Genomic DNA, 25,938 nt, shown 5'->3' with positions numbered 1-25,938 from the left:
CTTACTTGTCGGACAGGAGTTCTTTCAGCTCGTAGAGTTTTTCCAACGCCATTTTGGGCGTCATTTCATCCGGATGGCAGTTTTGTAGCTGTTCCGCAATATTTTCCATTGCAGGATCCGGCGCATAGGCAAACATATCAACTTGCGCCTGAGGTGAGTTGTTTGCCGACTGTGCTACAGGCGCATTAACCAAGGTTTGATTTTCCAAACGTGTCAGCTGTTGCTTCGCAATGTCGATAACCGCTTTAGGGACACCGGCCAATGCGGCTACCTGTAAACCATAACTTTGAGAAGCGGGGCCTTCCTGCACCTGATGCAAGAAAACAATACTGTCTTGATATTCGACAGCATCTAAGTGAATGTTGATGACATTGTCATATTGCTCATTCAGGGTAGTGAGCTCAAAGTAATGGGTTGCGAACAGACAGTAACCTTTAATCTTACTCGCCATTTGTTCCGCTATCGCCCAAGCCAATGCCAAGCCATCAAAGGTGGAGGTGCCTCGACCGACTTCATCCATCAATATTAGTGAGTTTTCGGTTGCATGGTGCAGGATGTTGGCGGTTTCCGTCATTTCTACCATGAAGGTCGAACGTCCGGAAGTCAGGTCATCCGATGCGCCGATTCGCGTAAATATCCGGTCAATGGACCCCAACCTGGCAGATTCTGCGGGGACATAAGAACCCATATAAGCCAAAATAGCGATGAGCGCGGTTTGACGCATGAAAGTCGATTTCCCGCCCATGTTGGGCCCCGTGATGATCTGTAAGCGACGCTGCTCGTCAAAACAGGTATCGTTAGGAATAAACGGTTGCGAAGACAGGGCTTCAACCGTTAAATGGCGTCCTTTGATAATGCTGATTTCCGGCGCGTCAGTCAGTTGCGGGCGGTTAAGGTTTAAAGCATTTGCTTGGCGAGCCAAGTTAACTAGGACGTCAATTTCTGCCAAAGCGCCTGCTGTTGCCTGTAAAGGGCGCAATTCGGCATTGATGGCTTCCAACAATTGTTGGTAAAGCCATTTTTCTCTGGCGAGGGCTTTTTCATTTGCACTCAGCACTTTATCTTCAAAAGTTTTAAGTTCCGGGGTGATATAACGCTCTTGACCTTTCAAGGTTTGGCGGCGCTGGTAGTCCATCGGCACTTTGTCAGATTGCAGTTTACTGACTTCAATGTAATAGCCATGTACACGGTTGTAGCCGACTTTTAATGTTGAGATGCCGGTGCGCTCTTTCTCACGCTCTTCCAGTGCCAGCAGATAGTCGCCTGCTTGTGTTTTTAAGTTACGCAACTCATCCAGTTCGGCATCATAACCCTCGGCAAATACACCGCCGTCTCGCATCAGCATCGGTGGGGATTCAACCAAAGCTTTATCCAACGTTTCAGCTAGCTCAGGGTAAAGTCCGAGTGTCTTGGCAAGCGCTTGCCATCTGTCAGCTGATTGTTCAGTCAGGAGTTTCTGTAGCTCTGGTAGTTGTAACAACGAGCGACCCAAGTGCATTAAATCTCTTGGGCGCGCTGAGTAAAGTGAAACGCGGCTGAGAATACGTTCAAGATCGCCAATAGGTTTGAGCAGCTCACGAAATGCGTCGGCTTGGTAGCTCGTCAACAGGGATTCAATGGCATCTAATCTTGCATTTAGTTTTGCTTGATCTCTCAGAGGTTGATTGATCCAACGTTTGAGTAGACGGCTGCCCATAGCGGTTGCTGTTTTGTCGAGAATGGCAAACAGAGTGTTGTGGGTGCCACCGCTAAGGTTGGTATCCAACTCAAGGTTGCGACGACTGTTGGCATCTAGAATGAGCGTGTCATCTTGTTGGTAAGTATGTAAGCTTTGCACATGTACCAAGTCGTTTTGCAGCATCGACTGGGCGTATTGAATAATTCCACCAGCCGCAGCAATCAATGTCGGTAAATCATTGCAGCCAAAAGCGACCAAGTCTTTGGTGCCGAATTGTTTTAGCAGGCGTTTGCGTGAGCTCTCAGGTTCAAAGTGCCAGGCAGGAAAATCTACCAGGTTGGGTCTGTTGCGAATGGTTTCTGGCAAGTTTTGTTTAAAAAGTGGGTCATCAGGCAAGATGATTTCAGCAGGTTTTAGGCGCTCCACTTCCGAGTTGAGAGCTTCTTGATCGGCGATCATGGTGCCTTCAAATCGACCACTGGCAACATCAAGATAAACCAAACCATATTGAGCGTCGGTTGCCGTTTCACTCTGGACAATCGCGCACAGTAAATTCTCTGCCTTGTCTTCAAGCAAAGCATCTTCAACCAAGGTTCCAGGGGTGATGATGCGAACTACTTTACGTTCCACGGGGCCTTTTGAGGTTGCCGGGTCGCCCACTTGCTCGCAGATAGCGACCGATTCACCCAGTTTGACCAGCTTTGCCAAATAACCGTCTGCCGAATGATGGGGAATTCCCGCCATAGGAATCGGTTCGCCGCCGGATTTTCCTCTGGCGGTCAGGGTAATGTCGAGTAGCTCTGAAGCCTTTTTGGCATCTTCGTGGAAGAGTTCATAAAAATCGCCCATCCGATAAAACAGAAGATGATTCGGGTGCTCGGCTTTGACTGCCAAGTATTGCTGCATCATTGGGGTGTGCGACTGATTTTTTGGGGTTGATTTTTCGGTATTTTTCATAAATAAGTTATTGATTTATATTAATTAAATTCTGTTTTTGTAGTTTCTGTTGGTTCTATAAAGTTTCATGAAAACCCGTAAAATCTCAAAATATGGCGTAACAGTTGGCGTAACAGTTTTCGGTTTTTTATCTTATAATGCCTAGTAAATTGTCTAATAATTGAAATACTACTTGCTGTCGTAGGTTTCAAAAAAATACTGTTATTGAGGTCATTACATTGGTTGCCCATTCTACCAAAAAACCACTATCAGCGATCGCTGTTAAAAACATGAAGACAGGAGACGTTTTAACAGACTCTGGAGATTATTTGGGTCTCAGAGTTAAGAGGACATCTCGTGCGACATCTTTTATTTATCGCTACAAGAACTTTGAAGGCAAAATGAAGCAATTGGTATTGGGTGTTTATCCTGATATGAGCCTTGCAAAAGCACGTGAAAAGTTACAAGAGTTTAAAGCATTGCGTGCGAGTGGTTATGATCCCCAGCAATATTTAATTGATCGAGAAGAGGACGCTAGGAAGGTAGAGCTTGAAGCTATGCGTGAGGCAGATAAACTTAACTTTACCTTTCGTGCAATGGTTGAACTCTATTTGACTGGAAAAGTTGAGGACAGATATTCTGAACCTGATAGGAAAGGTAATAAAAAGATTATCAGTGGTAGTAGAAAGGAAAAGGGACAAAAAGAAGTGCGAAGAACCTTATATGGTGACGTTGTTCGAGTTCTGGGAGATATGCCTGTATCTGAAACTCCATTGATTGAAGTTAAACAAATGGTTGATCAGATCATTGCAAGAGGGTCTAATGTTCAGGCAGGTAATGTTCTTAGAGAGTTGAACTTAGCTTATAGGTTCGCAATTTCTAACGACAAACTTCCCCCAAACTTTCAAAATCCATGCCCTGAGATAAAAACTCGGATCAAAGATTCAGGTGTCAAAGTATCTAACTCGAAAAGGCAAAGAGTTTTATCCGAACAAGAAATAAGAGCCCTTTGGCAGAAACTGCCTAAAGCCCAGCATATTTCACCTAATGCAAAAGGTGTCATGTTGCTGTCTCTTATGACTGGTATGCGGACAGGGGAGGTGTGTCAGATCAAATGGCAAGACATTAATTTTAATGAAGCAACCATTCATTTGGCGGAAACAAAGTCGGGCTCATCTCGGAATGTCCAGCTTTCCAGTCAAGCAATGTCTTTGTTGAATAAAATGGAAAAAGTTTCTAGTTTTGTTTTTTGTGCAAGAAGCCCTCAAGGAAAGCCGCTAGATAGAGCACTTGATCAAAAGCAGCTTTCACAGCAACTTTATTGGGCTCGAAGGAATGGTGTAGATCTTGGTGTAGAGTGTTGGGCTCCTCATGACTTGCGAAGAACTGTTAGGACACAGTTGGCAAAGCTTAGATGCCCCAGAGAAGTTAGCGAAGCGATTTTAGGGCACGCTAAAAAAGGTATTGAAGGGACTTATGATCTTCACCACTATGAAGAAGAGGCAAAAGAGTGGCTGCAAAAGTGGTGTGATCGTTTGTATGATATCGTTATTAATGAGTAATGAATTTTTTATGATAGAGCTTATGTTATTTGCGGACCGTTATTTAAAAATTTGTTTTATTTTATCTTTACTGTAGCATGTTAGTTTTGATGTTGATTTTCTATTTGAATCACATGCGTATTTAATAAATTATTTTTCCGAAAGATCAAACTATCATGCATATAGACTCCATTTCATTAGAAAATTTCCGTTGTTTTAAAAGTCTATCAATCGATTTCCATGAAACGTTGACTGTGTTAGTCGCGTCAAATGGTGGGGGAAAAACAACTCTTTTGGATGCGGCTAGAATTTCTATTTGGCCTTATGTGAAGGCTTTTGATTTGGGCAGCCAAGCAGGTAAGTCTGCGACTATTCAAATAGATGATGTTAGGCAGGAGTTGAAGGCAGATAAAAACATGGAAACAGTTGTCCCTTCAAAAATTATAGCCAAGGGGACGTTGTTGAGTGAATCTCTAGAATGGGTTCAATATAGAGAAAAAACAAAGTTGGGCACAAACACCAAGTCTGATCGTTCAGCGAAGCTCATAACAGAAATTGGCAAGGAGTTAGAGCACCTTGTCCGCAATGAAGAGGGTCCCACAACTGTAGATTTGCCTGTTGTGGTATATTTGGGAACGGGTCGCTTATGGTATCAAGGTCGATATACAGCAAAAGTAGTAGACAAAAAGCTGAATAAAGCTGTTTTTTCACGCTTTTGGGGATATCGAGATTGTTTGACTGCTACATCCAGTTATAAACAGTTCGAAGATTGGTATGCTTGGGTATTTAGAAGCTACCGTGAAGTACAGATTGAACGTATGGAAAGTGGAGAAGAGTATTCTAACTTTATAAATGAAGCTGATTATATATCACTAAGAAATACGATTTTCGTCATTCAAGAAGCGGTTAACAAAATTACCCAAAAAACTACGGGCTGGAAAGACCTTCAATATAGTTCTCGTCATCAACAGAAATTGGTTATGGTTCATGATAAATATGGTTCATTACCATTGGATATGTTGAGTGACGGAATTCGCAATATTGTTGTTCTAGTGTCTGATATTGCATTTCGCTGTATAAAGCTTAACCCTCATTTAGGTCTCGACGCTGCAACAAAATCATCGGGTGTCGTTCTTATTGATGAAGTAGATATGTTTTTGCATCCCCAATGGCAACAAAGAATTCTTGGAGGGCTGCAAGAGGCTTTTCCCAATTTGCAGTTTATCGTCACTACTCATAGTCCCCAAGTGCTTTCAACCATTCCTAAAGAGTGTATAAGGGTATTAGGTGAGTCTGAAAATGGTTCTGTAGCGGCGGAACCAAATGCATACTCTTATGGAGAACCCAGCAATGATGTTTTGCAGGCGATTATGGGGGTTGATCCGATTCCACCTGTTGCTGAAAAAGAAGCCTTAGAAAGATTAACTAATTTAGTTGACCAAGGAAGGTATGAATCTGATGAAGCTAGGCAGCTTTTAAATACACTAACAATGAAACTTCATCCTACTCATCCACAATTGCAAAAAATAGAGCGGAGCATTAACCGTCAAAATTTTCTAGCAAAGGATAAGGGGTAATGAGGTTTATCCACAAAACGGGTTCAGGTGGGTATCGATTATCACAAGCAAATATGACGCCTCCTGTAACTGCTGCATTAGCTAAAAGTCGCTGGAAATCTTTTGGTGATAAATTAAGGCTAAACGTTCGCTTAACAGATGAACAAGAAGGTTTGTGTGCTTATTCAGAGATTCGGCCAGATTTAAATAGTTTAGATTCTCATATTGAGCATGTTAAACCAAAAAGTCAATTTCCTACTCAAACATTTGATTATAACAATCTTGTAATGAGTGCGCTATCTAGTGACGATCTTCATAATTCTAGTTTTGGACAACAGGATAGGTTTGGAGGGCATGCAAAATCGAGTAAATATAGTGCAGCATTATTTATTTCACCGCTAGATGTTAATTGTTTTAAATTTTTTTCGTATCTTTCAGATGGGCGAGTTGTTGCCAGCCTATCATTAGACGATGGTGAAACAAGTCGAGCTAATTACACAATCAATCTATTAAATCTGAATTGTCCATATTTAGTGAATTTAAGAAAAAATTGGATTGACGAGTTGGATCAATTGATTGATGAACATATTCAAAAAAACTGGGACTTAAGCTCGCTTGAGAATATATATTTATTGCCGGTGAGTAATAAGTTACTTCAGTTTTTTTCAGCTTCATCTCAAAGATTTGGTAAGTAGTTCCGATATATTTTATTGACTGCCAATAATTTACCAGACACTTTTTAGCGATTTTATAATGATTAAAAATGAGTGGTAAACACTACTTAAAGAATTCAAAATCCTACAAGTATAAGGATTTCAATTTTATCGTCTGAAGACTTGTTTGTGTGGGTATTCATAATGAATTCAGTCACAGAACTAAACATCGTAGAACCGTCAAAGGGCTCAAAAGTGCTATTAAATTGTGTTAAAGAAAATTGAGGGTTTGTGGTTATGCGAATTAACAAGCCCAATATTTTTCTATTGTTCAGTATGCCATTCAATTTTGTGAGTGTATGAGACATACATTCCTTTCCCTTGTCGTTACCATACGATCTGCTAATTGAAGCAATTGATTTAGTCCACCCTTGACTGTTTTGGTATAGCTTATGAAGATCATCTAGCCGAAATTCTGTATCTGAACTATTCAATAGTGAGTGGCAGAATATGCCAAATATCTCATGCACTAATAATCGATCCTCTTTTAGAAAAGTAATTTGACGATGGTTTGTTTGCCAGCTTTTATTTCTCTGGGATTCAGAATCAAATGAAACGGAAACAATGTCTAGTCTTGTGGCCTCAGAAAGGTATTTTGTTTGGAAAGTAGACTCTTCCTGATTAGAAGGAGCGACAAACAAAAGGTCTATATGTTTATTTATTTTTGTGGTTTGAAGATTATGCTTGTCTGAGTAAGCCTTAATAAAATTTATGCCTTGAATGTTGTTGGTTCTGGCGAATGAAAGCAAACTCTCAACTTGTTTTTCAGCACCTAAGATCAAGATGCAAGGCAGCTTGTATTTCGAGCGAAAAATCATTGTTGCTCTTCCTTTTTGGCCTTTGTCAGAAGTTACAAATGATCGATTTTTACAATTTTGTAGGTGTACTCATCAAGGTGGGAGTGGTCGTTCATGTCAGTGCGTGTAAAGTAATTGTGAAGTGTTATTTCTTTTTCAAAAATATTAATGGTGGAGCGTTCTCCTTCAACCCCTGCTCCCCAGTTTATGCTGGCTGATGAATTGTTCGGCTCGATCACAAAAGGCCATGTTTGATGGCTATTTTCGCCTTCGAGAGCATATCCAAAAATAAGCATTGAAATAGGTTTGTTTTTCTCGTCTAGCTTGACGTCGAAGATTATTTTTTCGTTTCGGTTTTCGGTATATTCAGCTGTTACTCTGATCATGAGATATTTCCTTATTTAAGAGACACCTCAATTCTATGTGAAATGAGAATGTTTGATTAGAGGGAAAGGCGTAGGTGGCGTCATGTTATGACGTTTAGTTGTTATGGTGATAGATGTGATAGAGGATGTCTGCCGTTTCAGCAAACTCGTCCCTTAAGGATTCGGGTTCTAGGACTTCAACATAATCACCGTAACTTAAAATCCACCAGCGAAGTTGATCGGTGTTTTTAACGGTTGCTGTAACTAAAAACTCATCATCGAATGGCACAATCGTTTGATCATCAGATAGCTTTAATTCATCTAGGTGGTATGCGGCCTTCTCGGTGACCAATAACTTAAGTTGGATTGTTGGGTTGTTGGTATATAGGTATTCAAAGTTCCCCTCACTCATGTAGTCATCTAGAGAAAAGGATTTGTCTTGATGGATTGGTTTGTCTGTGTTTTTTATTTGTGAAAAGCGATGCAGTGCGAAGTGTTGAAGGTTATTGCTGGCTAAATTTTCTGCAACTAAGTAAATCACTTGATCAACTACAACCATAGCTTTAGGTGCTAATTCATATTCCTTCTTTTCTTGTAGGACTGCTTTGTATGTTGCGTGTATCAGAGTGTCCGATAAAAGAGCAATGTATGCTGAATTTAAAACAGACTCGGAGATGATTGGTGCAATCAGTGGTTGATTTCGTGAAATCAACTTCACTTTGTTTGACCAAGTAGAAAGAGGGGAGTCCATCGAGGACAATAGTTTCTGAGATAGTTTAAAGTATGGTGATAGGTGTTGCATAACAGCATGAGGATAAAGCTTACTTAGATAGTGTTCACTTAGCTGAAAGCTTAGTGCAACGGGTAGTTCCATTTGCGGTAACTCCAGTTTTTCGGCTTCCTTTTTCCAATACCAGCCAGGAATATCTTTATTGCCATCGTTTTCAATTTCAAATAACTGAGATAGGGTATTAAGATCACGTTGAACTTGCCTGATTTCAACTGTAAACCCCTGAGTTTTTAGTTCTGATAATAGTTGTAAAGCGCTTGTTTTAGAGGGGTGTTGTGGTATGAGCTTTAATGTTTGTATTTTGCGAAAAAATGGAGAAGGCATTAAACATTTTCCAACATGACGCCATAAGCTACTGAAGGGTAGAAGGGTTCTGAGAAGCCTTCGTTGTTGATTTGTATGCTGCGAGAAGATAAAAAGCGGTTTATTTTTTTTTGATTAATATTCTCTTCATGCCAATGACTGTAGATTAGGAGTGATTCAATTTCATCAATGTTCTTTTCGTTGATTTGAAAGTCTCCTGAAAGTTTTCCAAGTGTTAAGTGCCATGTTTTGTTAGGGAAAGCTTTTTTGAGCTGTTCTAGCTTGATTTTATGGTCTTTGTTCTTGTGTCTCTGGCTTACAGTTTGTTTGTAAACTTTGCCTATGTAATAGCACCACCATTCTTTATTGTCTAGTGCAATAATTGCATAGAAGTGAGCAGTTTCGTCATAGTCACTCAGTCCTGAATGAAGCATGTCATGAGTAATGGGGCTTGACCAGTCAATAGTGGCCTGAATGTCTATTTCGTCTTTGTGAGCCCAAGTAAAGTTTGTCATGCCGTCCCTTTTTGACTATAAAAGAGTAAAACCTTGATTGTAGTTAGTTATGGATATTCATACAAGAGTATACATGGTTGAAAATTCCACTTATTAGGTAAAACTGAGTTGAGTGGGTGGGATGGCAAAACTAGCGGTAACGGAGGTCGATAAAAGTATAGGCAAGAAAATCCAAATTCGACGAAAGGAGCTAGGTTTGACGGCAGCAGAGTTGTCGGAAAAAGTCGGTATCTCTCAACAACAGCTCTCACGTTATGAGCGTGGGACTAATAAAATCAATGTTACCCATCTGTTCAATATTGCCTATATTACCCGTACCCCAATCAGTTGGTTTTTCGCTAGTTGTACTCCTGAAATGGCTGCGTTAATCGTTCAAAGTGAAGCTGCGACCTATTCGGTTGTAGCTGATCATGAGCTAACCCAGCGACTTACTCAGGTATGGTCTAAATTGTCATTAGAGCAGCAAAAATCCGTTATTTCCCTTCTGGACCAAATGTAATTGACTAATTTGTATTGAGTTGTGTGGTTATTGTGTATACAATGACTACACGTTGTATATTAAATGTGAATACAGATAGGGAGGGAATATGTCTAAAACTGCATCTATTAATATGCGAGTAGATGACTCTCAAAGAGCTTTACTGACTAAAGCCGCTGATGCCTTGAGCATGGATAGAACGGCATTTATTTTGAATGTTGCGTGTAAAGAAGCGCAAGACGTGCTTTTGGATCAGCGGTTGTTTCAATTGGATGAAAAAGGGTTTCAAGCGTTTGAAGCAGCCCTTGACGCACCTGTAGAAACAAGTCGATTGGAAGCTTTATTAAAGAGACCATCTCCTTGGGAACATTAAACGCCCCACAGCCATTAACTGAGATATTTGATATTAGCCAATTCGATTGTGGCAATGAATTGTTGAATCACTGGTTAAAGAAACGGGCTTTGAAAAACCAAAAAGACGGTGGTAGTCGTACCTTTGTGGTGGTTTCAGGTGATTGTGTCGTGGGGTATTATGCGCTGGCGACAGGAAGCGTGGAAAGAAACCTTGCGCCTTCGACTATAGCTAGAAACGCACCAGACCCTGTGCCTGTTATGGTGCTGGGTCGCCTGGCTGTTGATGTCACGATGCAGGGTAGTGGTATTGGTGCGGGGATGCTTAAAGATGTGCTGCTTCGTGTATATAGAGTTGCACAAGAAGCGGGTGTAAAAGCACTGTTAGTGCATGCCTTGTCTGATCAAGCTAAGGCTTTTTATCTGAGGTATGGTTTTGTTGAGTCGCCAATGGATTCTATGACGCTTATGCTTCCTATTAAAGCAATAGTTAATATTATAGAAAACCCTTAAATATCAATAGCTTGACCTTTTCATTGCCCTGTGTTAAGCTATCAATAACTGAAAATTTCAGTCATTTCAAAATGGTTGGTTTGTTCTAAACCAGCTATCTATTTTTTTACCTAAAAACATGTTGGTTTGCGATCCAGTTAACTCTGGAGGTTTTGCTGTGCGCGAAATTCATGCAAGCCATTCAGTTTGCATGGAGTTGATCATGACAACGATAGTTAACCCTTCTATCCAAGGAGACTTGGATAATTTGTGTGGCATATACAGTTTAGTGAATGCCGTAGCGTATTTATATGATGGCGCAGTTAAGCGCAGACGTTTAAAGCTCGCGCTTTTAAACACATTTCAACAGCAATGGCAGCTTGATGAATTATTGACGTATGGCATGGACGATCAGCAGCTTGATTATGTGATTGATAAGGGGTTGCAAAGAGGGTATTACCGGCATAAGTTTCCCCTCAAGTTTAGTAAGCCTTTGTTACCTAATAAACCGAGAGGTTTGAACCAAGTTTTCAACCTGTTTCATCGCTATTTGAGCGAGCGCCCGCATCAACGACTGATCTTGTTTTGCACCCCTCTACATTGGACGTTGATATACAAGATAGAGGCAGGGAGAGTGTTTTTCTTTGACAGCACGCACAAGAAAACCGCTTCCATTACCTCTTTTAGCTATAGGCGCGGTGGTCGCTATGAAATCGACCCTGAAACCGTTTACTTCATTGAACAGGGAGGTGCCACATGAAACCCTTCATCAAAACGAAGAATGCTTACCGCGTTAGAGGTGAAGTATCAGAGGATGACATTTTGAGCTTTGCTAGAGCTCTCATCGCTAAGAAGTTTGAGAGAGGGGTAGAGCTAACGTCACCAGACTTAGCACACGAGTACTTTGTGCATTTATTAGCAGGGTACGAGCAAGAGGTGTTTGGTTGCTTGTTTTTGGATAACCAGCATAGGGTTTTGCTGTTTGAAGAGCTGTTTAGAGGGACGGTGAATGAAGCGCGTATTTACCCTCGTGAAATCGTCAAACAAGCTCTGTCTTGCAATGCTGCAGCCGTCATTTGTGTGCATAACCATCCTAGTGGTGATGCAACCCCTAGCCAATGCGACAAAGACATCACCAAGCGAATCAATGATGCATTAGAGTTGGTTGAAGTACGTTTATTGGATCACCTGGTTGTGGGCGGTAATGACTATGTATCACTCGCTAAACGCGGTTTTATCTAAATTATTACTTTGTTTAATATGCATTATATGGAGAGAACAGTCATGAAGCATGTCATATCTGAATCCCCCAGTATCTTCCAAACATATATCTATACGCTAGCCCCATCAGGTAGAAAAGGGCTGATCAGCCTATTGAATAAATGTGCCGCGATTTTAGACGGACAAACAGCTGAAAGCTATCCTTGGCAATCGCTAAACTTCACTCGCGTCACTCAGCTGAAAACCGCCCTAGTGGCCAAAGGTTACTCGGTGGCATCTGTCAATCTAGCCCTGTCTGGGTTGAAAGGGTTAGCACAAACGGCATTTAATATGTACCAGATGAATGCTGAAGACTTAGAGCGTATTAAAGCCATCAAACGGGTGCGAGGTGATGGTGTTAGAAAAGGTCGAAGTTTGACGCAAACAGAGGTAAAGAAGCTCTTGGCAGTATGCAATCAGCATGGTCAGGAAACAGGCGTTTACGCGATACAGCACTGTTGTTGGTAGCGATAACAGGTGGTTTGAGGGCAAGTGAATTGATCGGCTTAAAAGTCGCTGATATTGACGTCAAAGCGCGAGTTGTGCACGTTGAGCAGGGAAAGGGTAGAAAGAATCGAGAGGTGTATCTACCCCGAGAAACTAGCCAGAGTATTCAACGATGGTTAAACGTGCTTAAAGACGACGGTTCTGTGTTTAGAAAGGTGACTAAGGCGGGGAAGGTGCAGTCATCACTAACATCAGCAGGGATCACCGCTATATTTAAGGCTATGGCAGAAGAGGCGGGTATATCGGCATTTTCACCACATGACCTGCGTAGAACCTATATTACCGATCTACTCAACAACGGGGTAGATATTAATGTGGTGAGACAGATGGCAGGGCACGAGGATGTTTCTACCACGGTTAGGTATGACTTTAGAGGGAATCAAAGCAAGCGAGACGCGGTTGGTAAGCTATCCACCTATTGCCATTGAAGGTGAGAGGTCTGTAATGGAAAGAAAGTTCTCCGGCTTAAATTTACTTGAATAGGGGTAAAAGTACTGCTGTAGCAGCGAGTTTGACGTTATTAGCTCGTAATACTCACGTATCTGCGGAGGGGCTAGTTTGTGACGGATAATAGCGATGTTATTGACTTGTGGAGATAGCCGCATTCTTAGCAGCTGAATTGCTGATAGTACCTGATAACCCCGAGTTGTGTCATTATATAGCCCATCACCAAAATCATCGGTTAACACATCAAAAAACCGTCCAGTTAAGCCCTTTACCTGCATACACTCATCTACCACAAACAAATCGATCTGTTCTTCTTCATTCTCAATCAGTTCCCAAGCCATGTCTTTATCTAGAGGAACCCGTTTCAACTCAATACCGGCCAAATATCCACCCCAAATGATCAGAACTTCGATAACTACCCATAGTTCAAGGTCTTCTATATTGAGCTTACAATCCGGTTGGCTGGCGAAGATTTCATCGCCTTTGCTATTAATAAGTGCGACTGAGAACGAAGGCAAGTGAGTAATAACCAATCTGAGATTTTCAGCTTGGTAACTAATTTCAAATGAAATGGTGTTATTGCTGCGTGCTGAGTCAGCCAGTTGGTGTACTTGGAGTTTAGGGCTGCTGTATAGTTCAATTTTGTTGAAATCCTGCTTCATGACAATGCTCGCTTAGATGAACATATATTGTGAACGACATGATCTTTCTGGGCAATTCTTAAAGCGTTGGTTTGCGCCAATTATTGACGGCATCAATCAGTTAATTGAGGCATTTTTACTCGCTTCCCATTTTCATAGCAATCTGTGTTTATTTCAGTAATGATCTCTGTAACTTTTTTGCTGTGTGAAAGCTTTTTGATGATGTCTGTATTCCACTCTGCGGATTCGAAATAGTTTGGAATCTTGTAGCTATTGTCCTGCAAAAATTTAAGGCACTCAGACGGTTTTAATTCTTGTTCACATCTGAGGTGCTTGATAGTTTCATGAATGAACCAGATTTCATCAGCCATCTTGCATTCACCATATTTCAGTTTTCTAGTTGAAACCTTTCGAATAATGGATGTCAGGTAGTTTGAGACATCTAAAACTTTTCCTCTGGAAGCCCCTGTTGAGTAGTTTGGGTAACCATTTTTCCTCATGGCGGAAAACAATAAGCTCTGCGTTGTTGAGCTGAGGAGTAACTCCATTGTTTGAAAGCCAGTTTCCTTAAATTTGCTTCGTTTTTTTTGTTGTGCTTTTTTGTTTCCTATCAAAGCAGCATCCTCTGATCGGTATTTCTGTTTTCGTCCCATGATCAATCCTTATAGGTTAGTAGGTGTATCTGTCCTGGTATGACAGTCATGATTTTACAGGTTAAGTATGACGGTCATTTTTATATGGGTCAAATGGCATGGTTTGAAGCGAATTTAAAGTTTTGTAAATGATGTGCGATCAGCAATTATGCTGTTCGTAACTTAAATATTAATGGAGATTAATTATGGAATACTTTACGAATTATCAATTAGTAAACGGTGTTGAAGCAGAGGCCTTCTGTAAAAGTGAATCTATCAAGAGACAGAGTTTATTAAGAAGGGATGGTGGAGATATGAGTTTAGAATTGGCAGATGTATTGGGTATGTGTACAAGTATTGAACCATGTAATAACCCAGCATGTCAGGTTTGTAATACCAGAAACCGTCTGGAAAAAAATAAGGAGCTTTTAGCAAGGGTTTATGGCGATGAAAATTATTATAAGCTTGTAACGCTTTATTACTATAGTGAAGCCATGGATGACCTGGATTTTAGTGATTGGGATGTGCGTGATTTCAAGAATAGAGTGTATGAGAATTTTGAAGAAATTCAGTTTGAAGGTATTGCTGATGGCTGGATCGAGTACAACTTTGATCAGCGCTCCTGGATGTGGGTTCCTAGCATTAAGCTGGTTATGACTGAAGACAAAGCTAGTTTAAAAATTCTCAATGAAAGAGTCAAAAGTGAACCTGTGAATAGATGTTTTCATTCATTTATTGAAAGCGTCATGATTGTGGAGGAAATTAATGATTTTGAAAAGGTATTTAGTAATGACCACACTTCAATGGCAAAGATGATAGACAAGTATGAAGATATATCTGGAAAGGAAAAAGTCGATAGATACCCATTAGAGCCAAAAAGAGCGGTTCTTTCATATTTAATGCAAGGTCAGAAAGAACTTTCCGACTTTTACTTCACCTACGAAAATTGGTCATAAGTACTAAGACCCATTTCAATTGAAACATGTATGCCTAGTTTTCGGACATATTGAGGGTGATTGCCCTTTCGATAACTCAATCAATCTCGTCCAAGCTAGGCTTTTATTACTTTCCTTATTTTCTATATCTCCCTTAAAAATTAAATTCCGAATGTTGGAGCATTGTATTGGTCTGCTGGCTTGTTCTTATAAGTATGACCGTCATTTTTATATGCGTTAAATAGGCAGGTTTGATGTGAGTTTTGGGTTTTGTAAATGAAGCTGGTGTTCGCAATTTCGCGTGCGCATAACTTTAAAGGAGTTATTCGTATGAATACCAGCTTAAAACTAATAAAGCTTAAAGATGTCTTAGCACTTTGTGCCATTTCTAAAACAACCCTATATAGATTGATCAATTCAGAGAAGTTCCCTCGACCTTTGCAGTTGCCTGGAGGGCGTGCGGTTGCTTGGAGGTATAGAGATATTGAGGAATGGATTGAGAAACTTGAAGCAACAAGCATTATAGGAGAAAAGTCATGTCGATGAAAAGCACAGTACAGAGAGCAGTAACCTCTGAAATAAAGCTCAGACAGTTAAAAAATCATATATCAAAGGATAACTTGAGATGGTTGAAATATAAGTGGCTCCCAGAGTATTTATATAACATTGAAGAGGAATGTCATGATTTTGAAACAATAGAACAAGCTGTTTTAGAGTCTTATAAGCGGCAGCAGCTACTTAAAAAGCAACTCAGTAAATGTGATCAGCAAGGGCGTAAATGCTTAAAACGGTTCAAGCAACAAGCGTCAGATCTCCTTTTTATTTTGCAGTATTGTTCTCCAGAAGCTCCATGCAATAGCCACTCTTGTCCGATCTGTGCTAGAGAAAGCCGCCGGAAGTTAAGCAATATGTTGATCGGGTTTGGTAGACAGAGCGGGGGAGGTTTTAAAGCAATGACCGTCATCTATTACAATGAAATCATAAGGTCTCAAGAGTTCTTTGAGATGGTTGCTGAGGATGTAGTTCGGATCAAAGATAAGCTAAGAAAACAGCTAAGTAGATCGGGGTATGACGATGTTGTATTTGGTGGATTTGAAGTTTGTTATGATCGTGAACTAAAAATATGGATTCCTCATTTTCATTTGTTTACCTTGGTATCTGATAAGCGTTCAGAGCGTAAGTTAAGGTATATGTTGAACACTAAACGAAACAGCTTTTTTGTGGATAGAAAGCATGTACCATTGAAGATAGAGGAAGTGTTTGATTTTCCATGTTGGGCAACTTATACAATGAAATCGGACTTTTTCCCTAAAGGATTAAAAGGAAGGATTTCACCGCCTAAGCTATACATTCTGGGTTTAATTAAACGCCATGAATATGGTCTGAAATTAATGCAGTTTGGGTTCAAAGTTGGCAGGAATTATTCAGTCTTGAAACGCGGTGTTGCTGATCGTTTGTCCATTGAAAATGAGTAAGAATGCATGCTATGTATAGTCCCTGTATTGTATGTATAGCACTAGTTGGTTGATTAGTTGGCATATTGATTAACACTATGTATCTTTAGCATCTAAGATATTTAGCTTAAGAGTTGCTTATGCATTTTTATCATGTCATCTCCTACATTATTTGCTAAATAATGTGAGTGGCATGTCAAATCAGCGCTCTTAAGTTTATACTTAACGAACTATAAATCAATCTTTAGTAGATATAGCTTATTATTTCCTTTTGAAAGGTATCAAAGTTAGCGCAAGAACGTATGAGAATAGACAGCCTTACAATAAAAAATTTCAAACTGTTTAAGGATGAAGAGTTTTCATTTAATTCTAAATTTAATCTAGTTATTGGTGAGAATGGTGCTGGAAAAACATCGCTTTTAAGAGCGGTGGCGGTTGCTCTTGGTGGCTGGGCAAATGCTTATATCAAAAGTGATAAAAACCTTCGACCAATCAAGGACGATGAAGTTCGAGAGGTTGTAGTTGATAACCGCTTTGATAAAAGTAAAGAAGCAATAATTACTGCTATAGGCCAAGCCAGGATAATTGATAGGTATAGGAATAATAAAACTTGTCATGCCGAGTGGACGCGCAAATGGACCGAGGAGTCGGAAAGAACCTCTACTTACGGTGATATTAGGTACTCAGGGTTTTCAACTTGGTATAACTTGAGATTGGACACTCTTGGTCGAGACATTCTTGATTATATAGAAAACGGGAAAGAGTTTGACTTACCTGTTATTGCGTTTTACGAGTGTGATCGGCTTTGGCTGCCTAAAAATGAGTTGAATATTGAAGCCTCAGCTAAGGCCAAGTATTCACGGTTTGATCCGTATGTCGATTGTTTTCATACAGCGGCTGATCATCAAGCAATAGGCGAGTGGCTATTGAAGCATGAACTAGCCTCATTGAAACAAAAAGAAGAGACTCCTGTTTTAAAATCAATTCGAAAAGCTGCAACATATGCTTTAGAGGGGTGTTCTGACCTTAGGTTTGATTTTGAAGCTAGTAGAGTAATGGTGGATTTTGAAGATGGAAATGTAGTTCCTTTTGATCAACTAAGTGATGGACAACGAACTATTCTGGGGTTGTTTTGTGATATTGCACGTAGAGCGGCTATTTTAAACCCTCACCTTGAAGAAAATGCTAGCGAGAGAGCGGAGGGAGTAGTTCTAATTGATGAACTAGATCTTCACTTGCATCCTAAATGGCAACGACAGATTATTGAAGATCTCCGTGGCCTATTTCCTAAAATTCAGTTTATTTGTACAACGCACTCCCCATTTTTAATCCAATCTTTGAGAGACGAAGCTGAGCTTATTGTGCTTGATGGGCAGCCGATTAGTGATTTCGCTAATAAAGGAATCGAAGAAATTGCGAAAAGAATGGGGGTTGATAGGCCTGATACAAGTGCACGCTATGAAGATATGAAGGAGGTAGCTAAAAGCTTCCTTGAAAATTTGAATACACTACAGCTGGCTCCTGAAGAAAAGCAAGCTGAATATAAAAAGAAGCTGGCTGCACAGATTGCCCCTTATGCTGATAATCCTGCGTATCAAGCCATTTTAGAGCTTCAATATGCTAAAACTATTGGAGAAGAAATTGAGGCCAGTCAGACGAAATAACTCTCCACAAGCAACAAATTTTAATGACTATGCTGATGCGAAACCCCATCTGATTGGTCGGATTTCTAAAGGGAAAAATGTTAGAGGTCTTCACTTGGCAAGCTATTGTAGCTATTGTGAAAGGCCAATACCTACATCTCTAGCAGTTGAACATATTGAACCTAAAAAAGGGCCATTTGGAAAACCTCAATTAGAAACAGTCTGGACCAATTTTCTATTAGCTTGTGTCAATTGCAACTCGACCAAAGGTGATAAGCAGGTCATATTTTCGGATCTATTTTTTCCCGACCGAGACAATACTTTTTTTGCATTTGAATATAAAGCTGATGGAACCGTTATTCCCAATCCAAGTTTATCAGCTAGACATCAGATAACAGCCAAAAAAACATTAGATTTATGTGGTCTTCGGAAGAAGAAATCACAAGGTAAAAAAACAGATATTGCGCTCGAAAGAGTTGGTCAGCGAATGCAAATTTGGGGGCAGGCCGAGGACTCTTTGGTCGATTACCGTAAAGATCCAGCAAATAATGCAGTAGTTAATGGTATTGTTAATTTAATGGTCGCAACAGGTTTTTTTAGCGTTTGGATGGCTGTTTTTGATGATATTCCTGAAATGAAAGTCCGATTTATTCAAGCGATTTCAGGTACGGAAGAGTCAGGATGTTTTGATATGGCTGATGGATCGGTTATTTCTCCTCACCCTAATGCTGATAACCTCCAGGATGGTGGAAAGATCTGAATGTAAAGGATCAAGTAATTGCCTAATCAACAAAACGAACAAGAGAATTCAGATCTTATTAACTTCTCAAGAGCGGGCGATATTTTTCACTACCGTTGGGCTGTTAAAAGAAGTTTAAAGCTCTTAGATTTCAATACCGATTTAACTCACATCACAATAGAAGGCTCATTAGAGCCCAACCTTAAAGGTGAGTGCGTAGTAGATTTAGCTGAATATAAAGTTAATAATACGGGTGAAAAATCTGTAGAGTACTTTCAGTTAAAGCACTCTACAGTTCAAGTAAACAAGCATTTTACTTTAAGCCTTCTCAAAGACTCCATAATTGGCTTGGCGGCTCGTTTTGAAGAGCTTTCGAATAATAAGAACAATTATAAAAACACAACCTTCACAATAATTACCAATCGTATCATTGCCCCCAGCTTTAAGAGGAATGTCTCTCAAATTGCAAAAGGTAAATGGAAAGAAGTCCATAAAAGTTTTTCTAAGACAATTAAACAATACACTGGATTAAATCAGTCCAAACTAACGTCATTTTGTAAATGCCTAATACTTTGTGATTCGGAAGGAAATTATGATGTTCAAAAATACGATATACATCGTGAGTTGGCTAATTTAAGTGTTTCCAAAAATGTTGAAGATAGACAAAAGCTTTTAGTTGCAAAAATCTGGGAAAAAATAGAGCCTAGACAAAGCAATGTCATTAAAAAAGAAGATATCTTAGAAGCATTCGATATCACGGATATTAATGATTTTTTTCCAGCCCCTCCGTTATTCGATTTCATTTCTAATTATGTTCCTAGACGCCAAGAGTCTGAGATTATTAAATCAATAAAATTGGCAGACAATCATACGATCATTACGGCGAGTGGAGGAACTGGTAAATCTGCTTTAAGCAGTAACTTGTCTACGCTTTTTGATGATTCATCAATTGTCATTGCTTACGACTGTTTTGGAAGAGGGAGCTACCGCAAATCAACTGGAAAAAGACATCGTACTCAAGATGCTCTAGTTCAATTGGTTAACACATTTGCAAAAGATAGTTTATGTGATCAGATTATCCCCACTCGAAATGAACCCGATGATTATTGGGTTAGAGCTTTTTTAAGCAGGATTGATGAGGTATGCCAGGATCTCCATAATCGTGATCAAGATGCACTACTTGTTATCGTATTTGACGCTGCAGACAATGCGGAAATGGCGGCAGAAGAATTCGGAGAAACATCATTTGCAAGGCTTTTGCTAAAAGAAAATGTTCCACAAAATTGTAGGTTGGTATTTACATGTCGACCAGAGCGTTTACATCTTCTTGATCCACCGTCCGGTGTAAATAAAACATCTTTATCTCCATTCACAAATGAAGAAACTTTGCTTTTTCTGCAACAAAGCTATCCTTGTGCAAATTTATCGGATGCAACAGAGTTTTGTCGGCTAACAGCTGGAAACCCTCGTGTTCAAGCTAATGCATTCTCTTTGCAGACTAAGTCTCTTGAAAAGCTTTTACTGTCTTTTGGCTCAACCCCCTTAACGGTAGAAGATTTAATTGAGAAGCTGCTTAATGAATCAATTGCTGAAGTTAGGGACTCTTTTTCTAAAAATTACGTTGAAGAAATAGAACGTGTTTGTACGGGGTTAGCAACTTTGCCACCATTTGTTCCACTGAAAGTTTTAGCTAGCGTAAGCAAAGTCCCAGAGGATTTAATTAGAAGTTTTATCTCGGATTTAGGTCGTCCACTTTGGTTAACGGATGATTCAGTGCAGTTTAGGGATGAGCCGACGGAAAAATGGTTTCAAGATACGTTTGCAGCGAGCTCACAACAAATTTCACAGTATGTTGATGTTCTCAAGCCTTTATCTTTAGAGAGCTCATATGTCGCAGAAAATATTCCTCTTTTGCTCTTGAAGTCACAAAGGTTTGACGAACTCGTTAACTTGGCTTTGTCAGACAATTGGTTGCCTCAATATAGCGAGTATGATGCAAAACAAATACAAATCTCTCGCTTGCAGTATGCGTTTAAAGCGGCACTTAAAAATGGCAGATTGTACGAATCTTGTCAGTTAGCATTAAAGGCAGGAGAGGAAATTGCTGCTAATGCGCGACAGCTAGAAACCCTTTCGCAAAATTTAGATTTAACTGTAGAGTTTTTTGAATCTAATCGAATTCAAGAATTGGCTTATAGAAAAGCATTTAGTGGTAGTTGGAACGGTTCAGAAACTGTTTATTCAGCCTCGTTACTTTCGTCTCTTTCATCAACCAAAGGAGAAGCGCAGAGCCGTTTAAGATCTGGGGTTCATTGGTTATACAGATATTTTGAAAAAAGACGAAATGCAAAGGAAGACGAAGAGTTATTTCACGAGCAGTTAGATGATATTGAACTTCTTGAAATTACCACAGCCAAAATGAACTTACTAGGATGGCAAAATTGTACAGATTTTCTATTGTCTTGGTCTCCTCAGACTGTGATTTTTAGACTTACAAGTTCATTTACAGAACGTTTGATTGATTCAGGTGATTTTGAAACCATTTTTCAAATGGCTAGTTATGGAAAGGATAATGCTAGTTTTATTCTTGCGATTAATTCAGAGCTGATGAAAGTAGGAGTAACTGCCCCAAAGCAATGTCTGACGGAATGCTTAAAGCATATTACTTCTCAAGATAACTCTATTGAAAAACCATCAGGTGAGTGGTACGGGAAAAAAAATTCTCTGGGTGCATTCCTGTCTTTTTTTGAAGCTTGTCTGATACATAAGCTACCACATAAAAAGATTGGGACTGCACTTTCCTTCTACTACATAGCTCCTCGCCTATGGGAGATTGCAGATAAATATCAACATTATCCCATCAGGGAAAATTATCTTAGATATTTAAGTATAAAAGCTGTTCTGGTCAACGATTTTAATTTGGCTTTAGACAGTGTTATAGATCAACAGTGGATTAGTACAGATGGTTCATCTGAGGAAAATAGAGAGCTTCGTAATGCAAAAGAGTTTATCGGACGATTATTGCCATGGTATATGGTTAAATCCAGAATACTAGCAGGCGGAAATTTCGGTCTAAGTGATGCATTTATTAATGCAAAAAAATTATCTGATAATAACAAACCAGCAATTTATTACCATGATTATGATCCATGTCGTCATGAGGCAACTAAAGCTATGTTTGAATGCATTTTGCATTGTAAGCATGAATGCAAGGATGCGATAACTCTCTTTTGTAATGAGTATAAGGCTGGCGATTTAGCGTCAAATCTTCAGAATGATCTGTATTTTCTTCGAGCAAGTTGCCGAAATGACAACTTAGAAATATTGAGTGATTTGGCAGAAGAAGCTTGTCGTAAAGCCCTAAAAGAGTTCGACCTAGAGGAATCTCCTGAATCTTATTCTGAAAGCTATATTCAATTAGCTAGAGCTGTTTTAAGTGTTGGAAAAGAAGATGCAGCAGCTTATTTTGATTTAGCACTAAATAAAGCATCAAAATTCGGAAATGAGGCGATTCATCGTTGGGAAGCAATAACCGCTGTGGCCAAAAGGGCTGCGGATTCTAATGATGACCAAGCAGCACTAGCTCATCGTTATATGAGATGTGCAGAAATGATTGGTGACGTTGTATCGCGCGAAAAACATTGGGATAGAAATGATGCTCTTTCGACGTGTTTTAAGTTATCGCCAGCGTCTGCATTCGCCATAGTGAATCGTTGGAAAGAAAGAAATGTTGGTTGGGATCACCGTTCTATGGTTTCCTTGGCAAACAATACGATAGACTCAGGTTTGTTATTACCCGCAGAAGCATACTCTTTATCAGCTTTTTCTTGGGAATATGGAAAAGTTGATTTTTGCGAAAAGTGTATTGCAAAAGAAAGGTCTCGAAATAAACAGCAGACAATGTTTGATCATTTGATTCGAGAATTTAGAGTCAGTGGCGTTGAGGGAGATGTATGGTCAAAAATCTCTAAAGTTTCAGAAAAATATGGATTGCCAAATGCGGAATTAAATAATGTTTCTCAATTAGTTCATATAGAGAAAACCGTTCAAAGCCCTAAAGCTTCTGCGAAAGAAGAGACTGATGAAAATAGCTGGGATTCAACCTATGGGGAATTCGACATCCTTACTCCTGTGGGGTTTCAGAATGCTTTCCTTGTGTATGAACAACAGGAAGTATACAGGCAAAATGAAAGGTTTTGGAGCGGTTGTTACCAGAAAATTTCATCTAGAAAAGCGGCCAAGTTTTTATCGTTGGTATGTGAGGTTGAGTCGCTCGATTTTTATGATATTAAAAGTGCGTTTGAATACTTTCCACAGGAATGGAAAGCGAAAGCTTCCGTTGAAGCTATATGGAATCAGCTAGTTAAAAAAATTGTGGCTCGCTTCCCTTATCAATTCGTCAATATATATTCCTATTATTCTAAATATTTTACTCTTGATAGAGAGAGCAATTCCGCCATTCAAGAAGGGATTGTTAAGGGGCTCAGTTGTTCGGTTGATATTGAATCTTCAGAAGCATTATTTGGTTTTGTACATTTTAATGCGGATAAATTAAGTGTTGAAGATTCTAACAGTCTTATAAATCAGGGGTTATCAAGATTTGAAGTTTATTTGGAAGATGATTTTGGCGATGGTCTTTGGCAAGAAAACCAATCTATTCCAGAAAGTCTTCGAGGTGCTTTAGTTGGTTATATTTTTGCCAATTTAGGCTCCCCTTTTCCAAATGAGCGATGGCATGCTGTTCATGCAGTAATTAGGTTGTTTGAACTCGATTGCCAAGAAGCGATATATGCTTTAATTGACCATTTTGAAAAGCCTTTACCCAAATTTTTTACTCCAAATGGATGTCCGTTTTTTGATTTACACGCCAAGCTATATCTACTTGTTGCATTAACTCGTTGTGTGTATGGTAGTTCTAGATTGCTGGTTAGTAGGAGTGAAATTTTTACTAAGCTAGCCATTAATCAGGAGCAAGGTATTCTTCATCAGTATTATGCAAAACAAATCTGTTTACAGATTGCAAAAGATTGTCCTGAGTTATTCAATTCTGAGGCATTCAGCAATATTTCAAAGTCATGCATTTCTCCATTCGAACCAATTCAAGAAAACAGATATGCTTATAAAGCACAAATTCCTTTGCGCCTTAATGTTTCAGTAAGTTCTTTGCCAGATGTTTGGTTTGCACATGATTTTGATCGATATTGGTTTGAACCTCTTGGAAGAGTGTTTGGTATATCAACCCAACAGGTTGAAGATTTGGCAAAAGATATTCTCTTTAATAAGTGGAGAATGAAATTCGAATCTCAGTATATAGCTGATAATAGAAGAGATAAGTGGAAAGGGCTCAGGGACGCCTATGACACTCATGCTTCTCATCATTCTTATCCTCAAGTGGATGGTTATTCGTTTTATCTTTCGTATCATTTACTACTTGAAGTGGCATCGAAGCTTTTATATGCAATGCCATCACTGCAGAATTATCAGGAAACATCATCAGAGTGGGATGAATGGTTAAGTGAAGTTTTAATTCTTAATCACAATAATGTATTGCTATCCGAACTCAGAGATCCATTTCCTCTAAATAGGCGTGAATGGACTGAACATGATTTCAGTAATGGTTGGCGTTGGGAAATACAGGCTAATGACTTTATTGATTTATTGGTTCATAAAAATGATTCTCAGCTTTGTCTTAATGTTGCTGGTACATGGAATGAATATAAAAATGGAAGGAATGAAGATATTTCGTATAGAAGTATTCTTGTTCCAAAGGCTCTAAGTCAGTCTTTATTACATACGACGATCGACTATGAGAACCATCTCCATGAGTGCTATTTGCTCAATTTTTGTACCAATGATGATAAGGACGATTTAGCCACTTTTACAGCGAAAGCATGGCTTACACGAAATGATTGGCTGAATAGTGTTGAAGAAAAAGACCCGAATTCTGCAGAAATGGATGCGCGTCCATATAGATTGAAAGATATTGTATTGAACGAATTTGCATTAAGGCAGAGTGATGATCAAAAGTCATATTATGACCTATCTGATAGCAGAGTTTGCTTTACAAATAGGTTTTGGAGTGAAGATCAAGCTCACTCTGAAGATGCAGGGAATTCTTATCGTTGTAAAGGGGCGGTGGCTTTGGCATCTGTTACATTCCTTCTAGAGATTTGTAATCTATTAAATGTTGATATTGCTCTTCAGGTTGATATTGAACGATCAATTGTCGGGCACCGAAGAGATAGGAGTAGTGGTAATGAAATCGGATATATCCCAAGCTATAGCAAGACCTTCATCTTATCTGGAGACGGAAAACTTAGAGATACAAGAAAGAGTTATCAACTTAGGTAAAAGGTTATTAAATTCTTTTCAAAATAATGATTCTGATGAAATAACCTTTTGGATGATTAATTATCTTGCCGAGCAAATAGATGTGGCCGAGACAACATCTAGCCAAGAAGCCAAGCAGAAATGCTTTGAAACAATAATAAAACTATGGGAAAGCCGGTCAAGTTTTCCTAACGGATCTCGGCCATTTGAGAGTTTAGAGCCTGTGTTCTTGGTTTTGGATTCATTAAGTCCAGAAAATTCAATTCCGCGTTATATCAGTAATAGTTTTTTTGAGGAGTTTCTTGCCGATGAAAATGCAGAGTTAGTCAAGTGGCTCGAAGGCATTAAGGTATTGGATGAGACTGCTAGAATTCTTATTTCCTTTTTGCTTGAACATTCAATGAAATTAGCAGATACGGATGAAGTTAAAGGGTGGATAAAGAGTGTTGTTGGAACTGTAGAAAGTGATGAGGTTAAGTTTTTGCTGAGGGTTTATAGGGAGCGTAATGGTTCTCAGCAAGAAAATATCAATGAGCTGAAAAAACGTATTGATAAGCTAGAAAAATTTGAAAAATTCAGTGTTTCAGTAAGGTCGGCTTTGATGGAACGATTGAATATGTTTGAAGACGAAAATTGAAGGTTAAATTTATTGGCGTAACAATTGGCGTAACATCTTTTTAATTAATCCATTTAATCCCTTTTATACTCATGATTCTGTCACTAATGCATCATGGGGGTGTGGGTTGTTTCGGATTTGGTTTTTTTGGTCATGTTGTCGGGCGATTTAGAGTCGTGTTTCGGAAAATTCCGTTGTGTAAAAATGGTTAACAAAACG

At 39.4% G+C, this 25,938-nt stretch carries 24 protein-coding genes; 17 read left to right on the top strand and 7 right to left on the bottom strand.

The annotated features are described in order from the left end of the window. Position 1 precedes the first annotated feature (1 nt). On the bottom strand, positions 2-2,635 hold the full coding sequence (gene mutS / locus HVMH_RS09220; protein WP_029912991.1) for a DNA mismatch repair protein MutS: 2,634 nt from the start codon (positions 2,633-2,635) through the stop codon (positions 2-4). Between the two features lie 218 nt (positions 2,636-2,853). Between mutS and HVMH_RS09215 the strand changes: the two genes are divergently transcribed. The 3 genes from HVMH_RS09215 (at position 2,854) to HVMH_RS09205 (ending at position 6,406) form a co-directional block, all read left to right on the top strand. Beyond that, entirely contained in the window at positions 2,854-4,176 is a 1,323-nt protein-coding gene (locus HVMH_RS09215; RefSeq protein ID WP_029912993.1) for a tyrosine-type recombinase/integrase, read from the top strand. 155 nt (positions 4,177-4,331) lie between these two features. Continuing rightward, positions 4,332-5,732 (top strand): AAA family ATPase, encoded by a 1,401-nt coding sequence (locus HVMH_RS09210; protein ID WP_029912996.1) that lies wholly within the window; start codon positions 4,332-4,334, stop codon positions 5,730-5,732. Further along, positions 5,732-6,406, top strand: coding sequence for a retron system putative HNH endonuclease (locus HVMH_RS09205; protein ID WP_029913000.1), 675 nt, complete (start codon positions 5,732-5,734; stop codon positions 6,404-6,406). The genes HVMH_RS09210 and HVMH_RS09205 overlap by 1 nt, the downstream gene beginning before the upstream one ends. A 95-nt stretch (positions 6,407-6,501) precedes the next feature. Here the strand turns inward: HVMH_RS09205 and HVMH_RS09200 are convergent, their stop codons facing one another. The 4 genes from HVMH_RS09200 to HVMH_RS09185 all read right to left on the bottom strand — a co-directional run bounded on the left by HVMH_RS09200 (position 6,502) and on the right by HVMH_RS09185 (position 9,194). Then, positions 6,502-7,242, bottom strand: a complete 741-nt coding sequence (locus HVMH_RS09200; RefSeq protein WP_029913002.1) for a hypothetical protein — start codon at positions 7,240-7,242, stop codon at positions 6,502-6,504. A gap of 32 nt (positions 7,243-7,274) precedes the next feature. Next, entirely contained in the window at positions 7,275-7,607 is a 333-nt protein-coding gene (locus HVMH_RS09195) for a hypothetical protein (protein ID WP_029913011.1), read from the bottom strand. Positions 7,608-7,701: 94 nt separating this feature from the next. Continuing rightward, a complete protein-coding gene (locus tag HVMH_RS09190) occupies positions 7,702-8,700 on the bottom strand; it encodes a helix-turn-helix transcriptional regulator (RefSeq protein ID WP_029913013.1) in 999 nt (332 codons plus the stop codon). Further along, a complete protein-coding gene (locus tag HVMH_RS09185; RefSeq protein ID WP_029913015.1) occupies positions 8,700-9,194 on the bottom strand; it encodes a hypothetical protein in 495 nt (164 codons plus the stop codon). Before HVMH_RS09185 ends, HVMH_RS09190 begins: the two co-directional genes overlap by 1 nt. Before the next feature lie 121 nt (positions 9,195-9,315). Here HVMH_RS09185 and HVMH_RS09180 point away from each other — a divergent pair, with 121 nt between their 5' ends. The 7 genes from HVMH_RS09180 (at position 9,316) to HVMH_RS11805 (ending at position 12,710) form a co-directional block, all read left to right on the top strand. Next, positions 9,316-9,693 (top strand): helix-turn-helix domain-containing protein, encoded by a 378-nt coding sequence (locus HVMH_RS09180; protein ID WP_029913018.1) that lies wholly within the window; start codon positions 9,316-9,318, stop codon positions 9,691-9,693. A gap of 88 nt (positions 9,694-9,781) precedes the next feature. Beyond that, positions 9,782-10,045: a type II toxin-antitoxin system TacA family antitoxin gene (locus tag HVMH_RS09175; protein ID WP_029913022.1), complete on the top strand. Its 264-nt coding sequence runs from the start codon at positions 9,782-9,784 to the stop codon at positions 10,043-10,045. After that, on the top strand, positions 10,033-10,536 hold the full coding sequence (locus tag HVMH_RS09170) for a GNAT family N-acetyltransferase (RefSeq protein ID WP_029913026.1): 504 nt from the start codon (positions 10,033-10,035) through the stop codon (positions 10,534-10,536). Before HVMH_RS09175 ends, HVMH_RS09170 begins: the two co-directional genes overlap by 13 nt. Before the next feature lie 202 nt (positions 10,537-10,738). Continuing rightward, positions 10,739-11,275 carry a hypothetical protein gene (locus tag HVMH_RS09165; RefSeq protein WP_029913029.1) on the top strand — a complete coding sequence of 179 codons (537 nt, stop codon included), beginning with the start codon at positions 10,739-10,741 and terminating at the stop codon, positions 11,273-11,275. Beyond that, positions 11,272-11,757 carry a RadC family protein gene (gene radC / locus HVMH_RS09160; protein WP_029913032.1) on the top strand — a complete coding sequence of 162 codons (486 nt, stop codon included), beginning with the start codon at positions 11,272-11,274 and terminating at the stop codon, positions 11,755-11,757. The genes HVMH_RS09165 and radC overlap by 4 nt, the downstream gene beginning before the upstream one ends. Before the next feature lie 42 nt (positions 11,758-11,799). After that, entirely contained in the window at positions 11,800-12,243 is a 444-nt protein-coding gene (locus HVMH_RS11810) for a hypothetical protein (protein ID WP_051682480.1), read from the top strand. Positions 12,244-12,257: 14 nt separating this feature from the next. Beyond that, a complete protein-coding gene (locus HVMH_RS11805) occupies positions 12,258-12,710 on the top strand; it encodes a tyrosine-type recombinase/integrase (protein ID WP_232087757.1) in 453 nt (150 codons plus the stop codon). On the opposite strand, the gene HVMH_RS09150 is transcribed toward HVMH_RS11805, so the two are convergent. Further along, positions 12,690-13,391 carry a hypothetical protein gene (locus tag HVMH_RS09150; RefSeq protein ID WP_029913034.1) on the bottom strand — a complete coding sequence of 234 codons (702 nt, stop codon included), beginning with the start codon at positions 13,389-13,391 and terminating at the stop codon, positions 12,690-12,692. The genes HVMH_RS11805 and HVMH_RS09150 overlap by 21 nt on opposite strands. Before the next feature lie 92 nt (positions 13,392-13,483). Beyond that, complete coding sequence (locus HVMH_RS09145) at positions 13,484-14,023, bottom strand: hypothetical protein (protein WP_029913036.1); 540 nt, start codon at positions 14,021-14,023, stop codon at positions 13,484-13,486. Between the two features lie 185 nt (positions 14,024-14,208). Here HVMH_RS09145 and HVMH_RS09140 point away from each other — a divergent pair, with 185 nt between their 5' ends. From HVMH_RS09140 to HVMH_RS09110, 7 genes are all read left to right on the top strand, one after another. Continuing rightward, entirely contained in the window at positions 14,209-14,958 is a 750-nt protein-coding gene (locus HVMH_RS09140; protein ID WP_029913039.1) for a hypothetical protein, read from the top strand. A 309-nt stretch (positions 14,959-15,267) separates the two neighbouring features. Further along, positions 15,268-15,483 (top strand): helix-turn-helix transcriptional regulator, encoded by a 216-nt coding sequence (locus HVMH_RS09135; protein ID WP_029913042.1) that lies wholly within the window; start codon positions 15,268-15,270, stop codon positions 15,481-15,483. Beyond that, positions 15,474-16,412 (top strand): hypothetical protein, encoded by a 939-nt coding sequence (locus tag HVMH_RS09130; protein WP_029913045.1) that lies wholly within the window; start codon positions 15,474-15,476, stop codon positions 16,410-16,412. The genes HVMH_RS09135 and HVMH_RS09130 overlap by 10 nt, the downstream gene beginning before the upstream one ends. Positions 16,413-16,693: 281 nt before the next feature. Further along, entirely contained in the window at positions 16,694-18,055 is a 1,362-nt protein-coding gene (locus HVMH_RS09125) for an AAA family ATPase (RefSeq protein WP_029913048.1), read from the top strand. Continuing rightward, a complete protein-coding gene (locus tag HVMH_RS09120; protein ID WP_197942623.1) occupies positions 18,009-18,794 on the top strand; it encodes an HNH endonuclease in 786 nt (261 codons plus the stop codon). Before HVMH_RS09125 ends, HVMH_RS09120 begins: the two co-directional genes overlap by 47 nt. 18 nt (positions 18,795-18,812) lie before the next feature. Beyond that, on the top strand, positions 18,813-25,124 hold the full coding sequence (locus HVMH_RS09115; RefSeq protein ID WP_029913053.1) for a hypothetical protein: 6,312 nt from the start codon (positions 18,813-18,815) through the stop codon (positions 25,122-25,124). After that, complete coding sequence (locus HVMH_RS09110; protein ID WP_029913056.1) at positions 25,030-25,740, top strand: hypothetical protein; 711 nt, start codon at positions 25,030-25,032, stop codon at positions 25,738-25,740. The genes HVMH_RS09115 and HVMH_RS09110 overlap by 95 nt, the downstream gene beginning before the upstream one ends. Positions 25,741-25,938: the final 198 nt, after the last annotated feature.

It is taken from the genome of Hydrogenovibrio marinus (assembly GCF_013340845.1).
In the GTDB taxonomy this organism is placed as follows: Bacteria; Pseudomonadota; Gammaproteobacteria; order Thiomicrospirales; family Thiomicrospiraceae; genus Hydrogenovibrio; species Hydrogenovibrio marinus.
The sequence above is the reverse complement of the archived record's forward strand: the minus strand, read 5'-3'. Positions and strand labels throughout refer to the sequence as shown.

Bases quoted from the DNA above. Each gene is read 5' to 3' on its own strand.
- mutS (WP_029912991.1), bottom strand. From the start codon at position 2,635: ATGAAAAATACCGAAAAATCAACCCCAAAAAATCAGTCGCACACCCCA.
- HVMH_RS09210 (WP_029912996.1), top strand. From the start codon at position 4,332: ATGCATATAGACTCCATTTCATTAGAAAATTTCCGTTGTTTTAAAAGT.
- HVMH_RS09205 (WP_029913000.1), top strand. From the start codon at position 5,732: ATGAGGTTTATCCACAAAACGGGTTCAGGTGGGTATCGATTATCACAA.
- HVMH_RS09200 (WP_029913002.1), bottom strand. From the start codon at position 7,242: ATGATTTTTCGCTCGAAATACAAGCTGCCTTGCATCTTGATCTTAGGT.
- HVMH_RS09195 (WP_029913011.1), bottom strand. From the start codon at position 7,607: ATGATCAGAGTAACAGCTGAATATACCGAAAACCGAAACGAAAAAATA.
- HVMH_RS09190 (WP_029913013.1), bottom strand. From the start codon at position 8,700: ATGCCTTCTCCATTTTTTCGCAAAATACAAACATTAAAGCTCATACCA.
- HVMH_RS09185 (WP_029913015.1), bottom strand. From the start codon at position 9,194: ATGACAAACTTTACTTGGGCTCACAAAGACGAAATAGACATTCAGGCC.
- HVMH_RS09180 (WP_029913018.1), top strand. From the start codon at position 9,316: ATGGCAAAACTAGCGGTAACGGAGGTCGATAAAAGTATAGGCAAGAAA.
- HVMH_RS09175 (WP_029913022.1), top strand. From the start codon at position 9,782: ATGTCTAAAACTGCATCTATTAATATGCGAGTAGATGACTCTCAAAGA.
- HVMH_RS09165 (WP_029913029.1), top strand. From the start codon at position 10,739: ATGACAACGATAGTTAACCCTTCTATCCAAGGAGACTTGGATAATTTG.
- radC (WP_029913032.1), top strand. From the start codon at position 11,272: ATGAAACCCTTCATCAAAACGAAGAATGCTTACCGCGTTAGAGGTGAA.
- HVMH_RS11810 (WP_051682480.1), top strand. From the start codon at position 11,800: ATGAAGCATGTCATATCTGAATCCCCCAGTATCTTCCAAACATATATC.
- HVMH_RS09150 (WP_029913034.1), bottom strand. From the start codon at position 13,391: ATGAAGCAGGATTTCAACAAAATTGAACTATACAGCAGCCCTAAACTC.
- HVMH_RS09145 (WP_029913036.1), bottom strand. From the start codon at position 14,023: ATGGGACGAAAACAGAAATACCGATCAGAGGATGCTGCTTTGATAGGA.
- HVMH_RS09140 (WP_029913039.1), top strand. From the start codon at position 14,209: ATGGAATACTTTACGAATTATCAATTAGTAAACGGTGTTGAAGCAGAG.
- HVMH_RS09135 (WP_029913042.1), top strand. From the start codon at position 15,268: ATGAATACCAGCTTAAAACTAATAAAGCTTAAAGATGTCTTAGCACTT.
- HVMH_RS09130 (WP_029913045.1), top strand. From the start codon at position 15,474: ATGTCGATGAAAAGCACAGTACAGAGAGCAGTAACCTCTGAAATAAAG.
- HVMH_RS09125 (WP_029913048.1), top strand. From the start codon at position 16,694: ATGAGAATAGACAGCCTTACAATAAAAAATTTCAAACTGTTTAAGGAT.
- HVMH_RS09120 (WP_197942623.1), top strand. From the start codon at position 18,009: ATGCTAAAACTATTGGAGAAGAAATTGAGGCCAGTCAGACGAAATAAC.
- HVMH_RS09110 (WP_029913056.1), top strand. From the start codon at position 25,030: ATGAAATCGGATATATCCCAAGCTATAGCAAGACCTTCATCTTATCTG.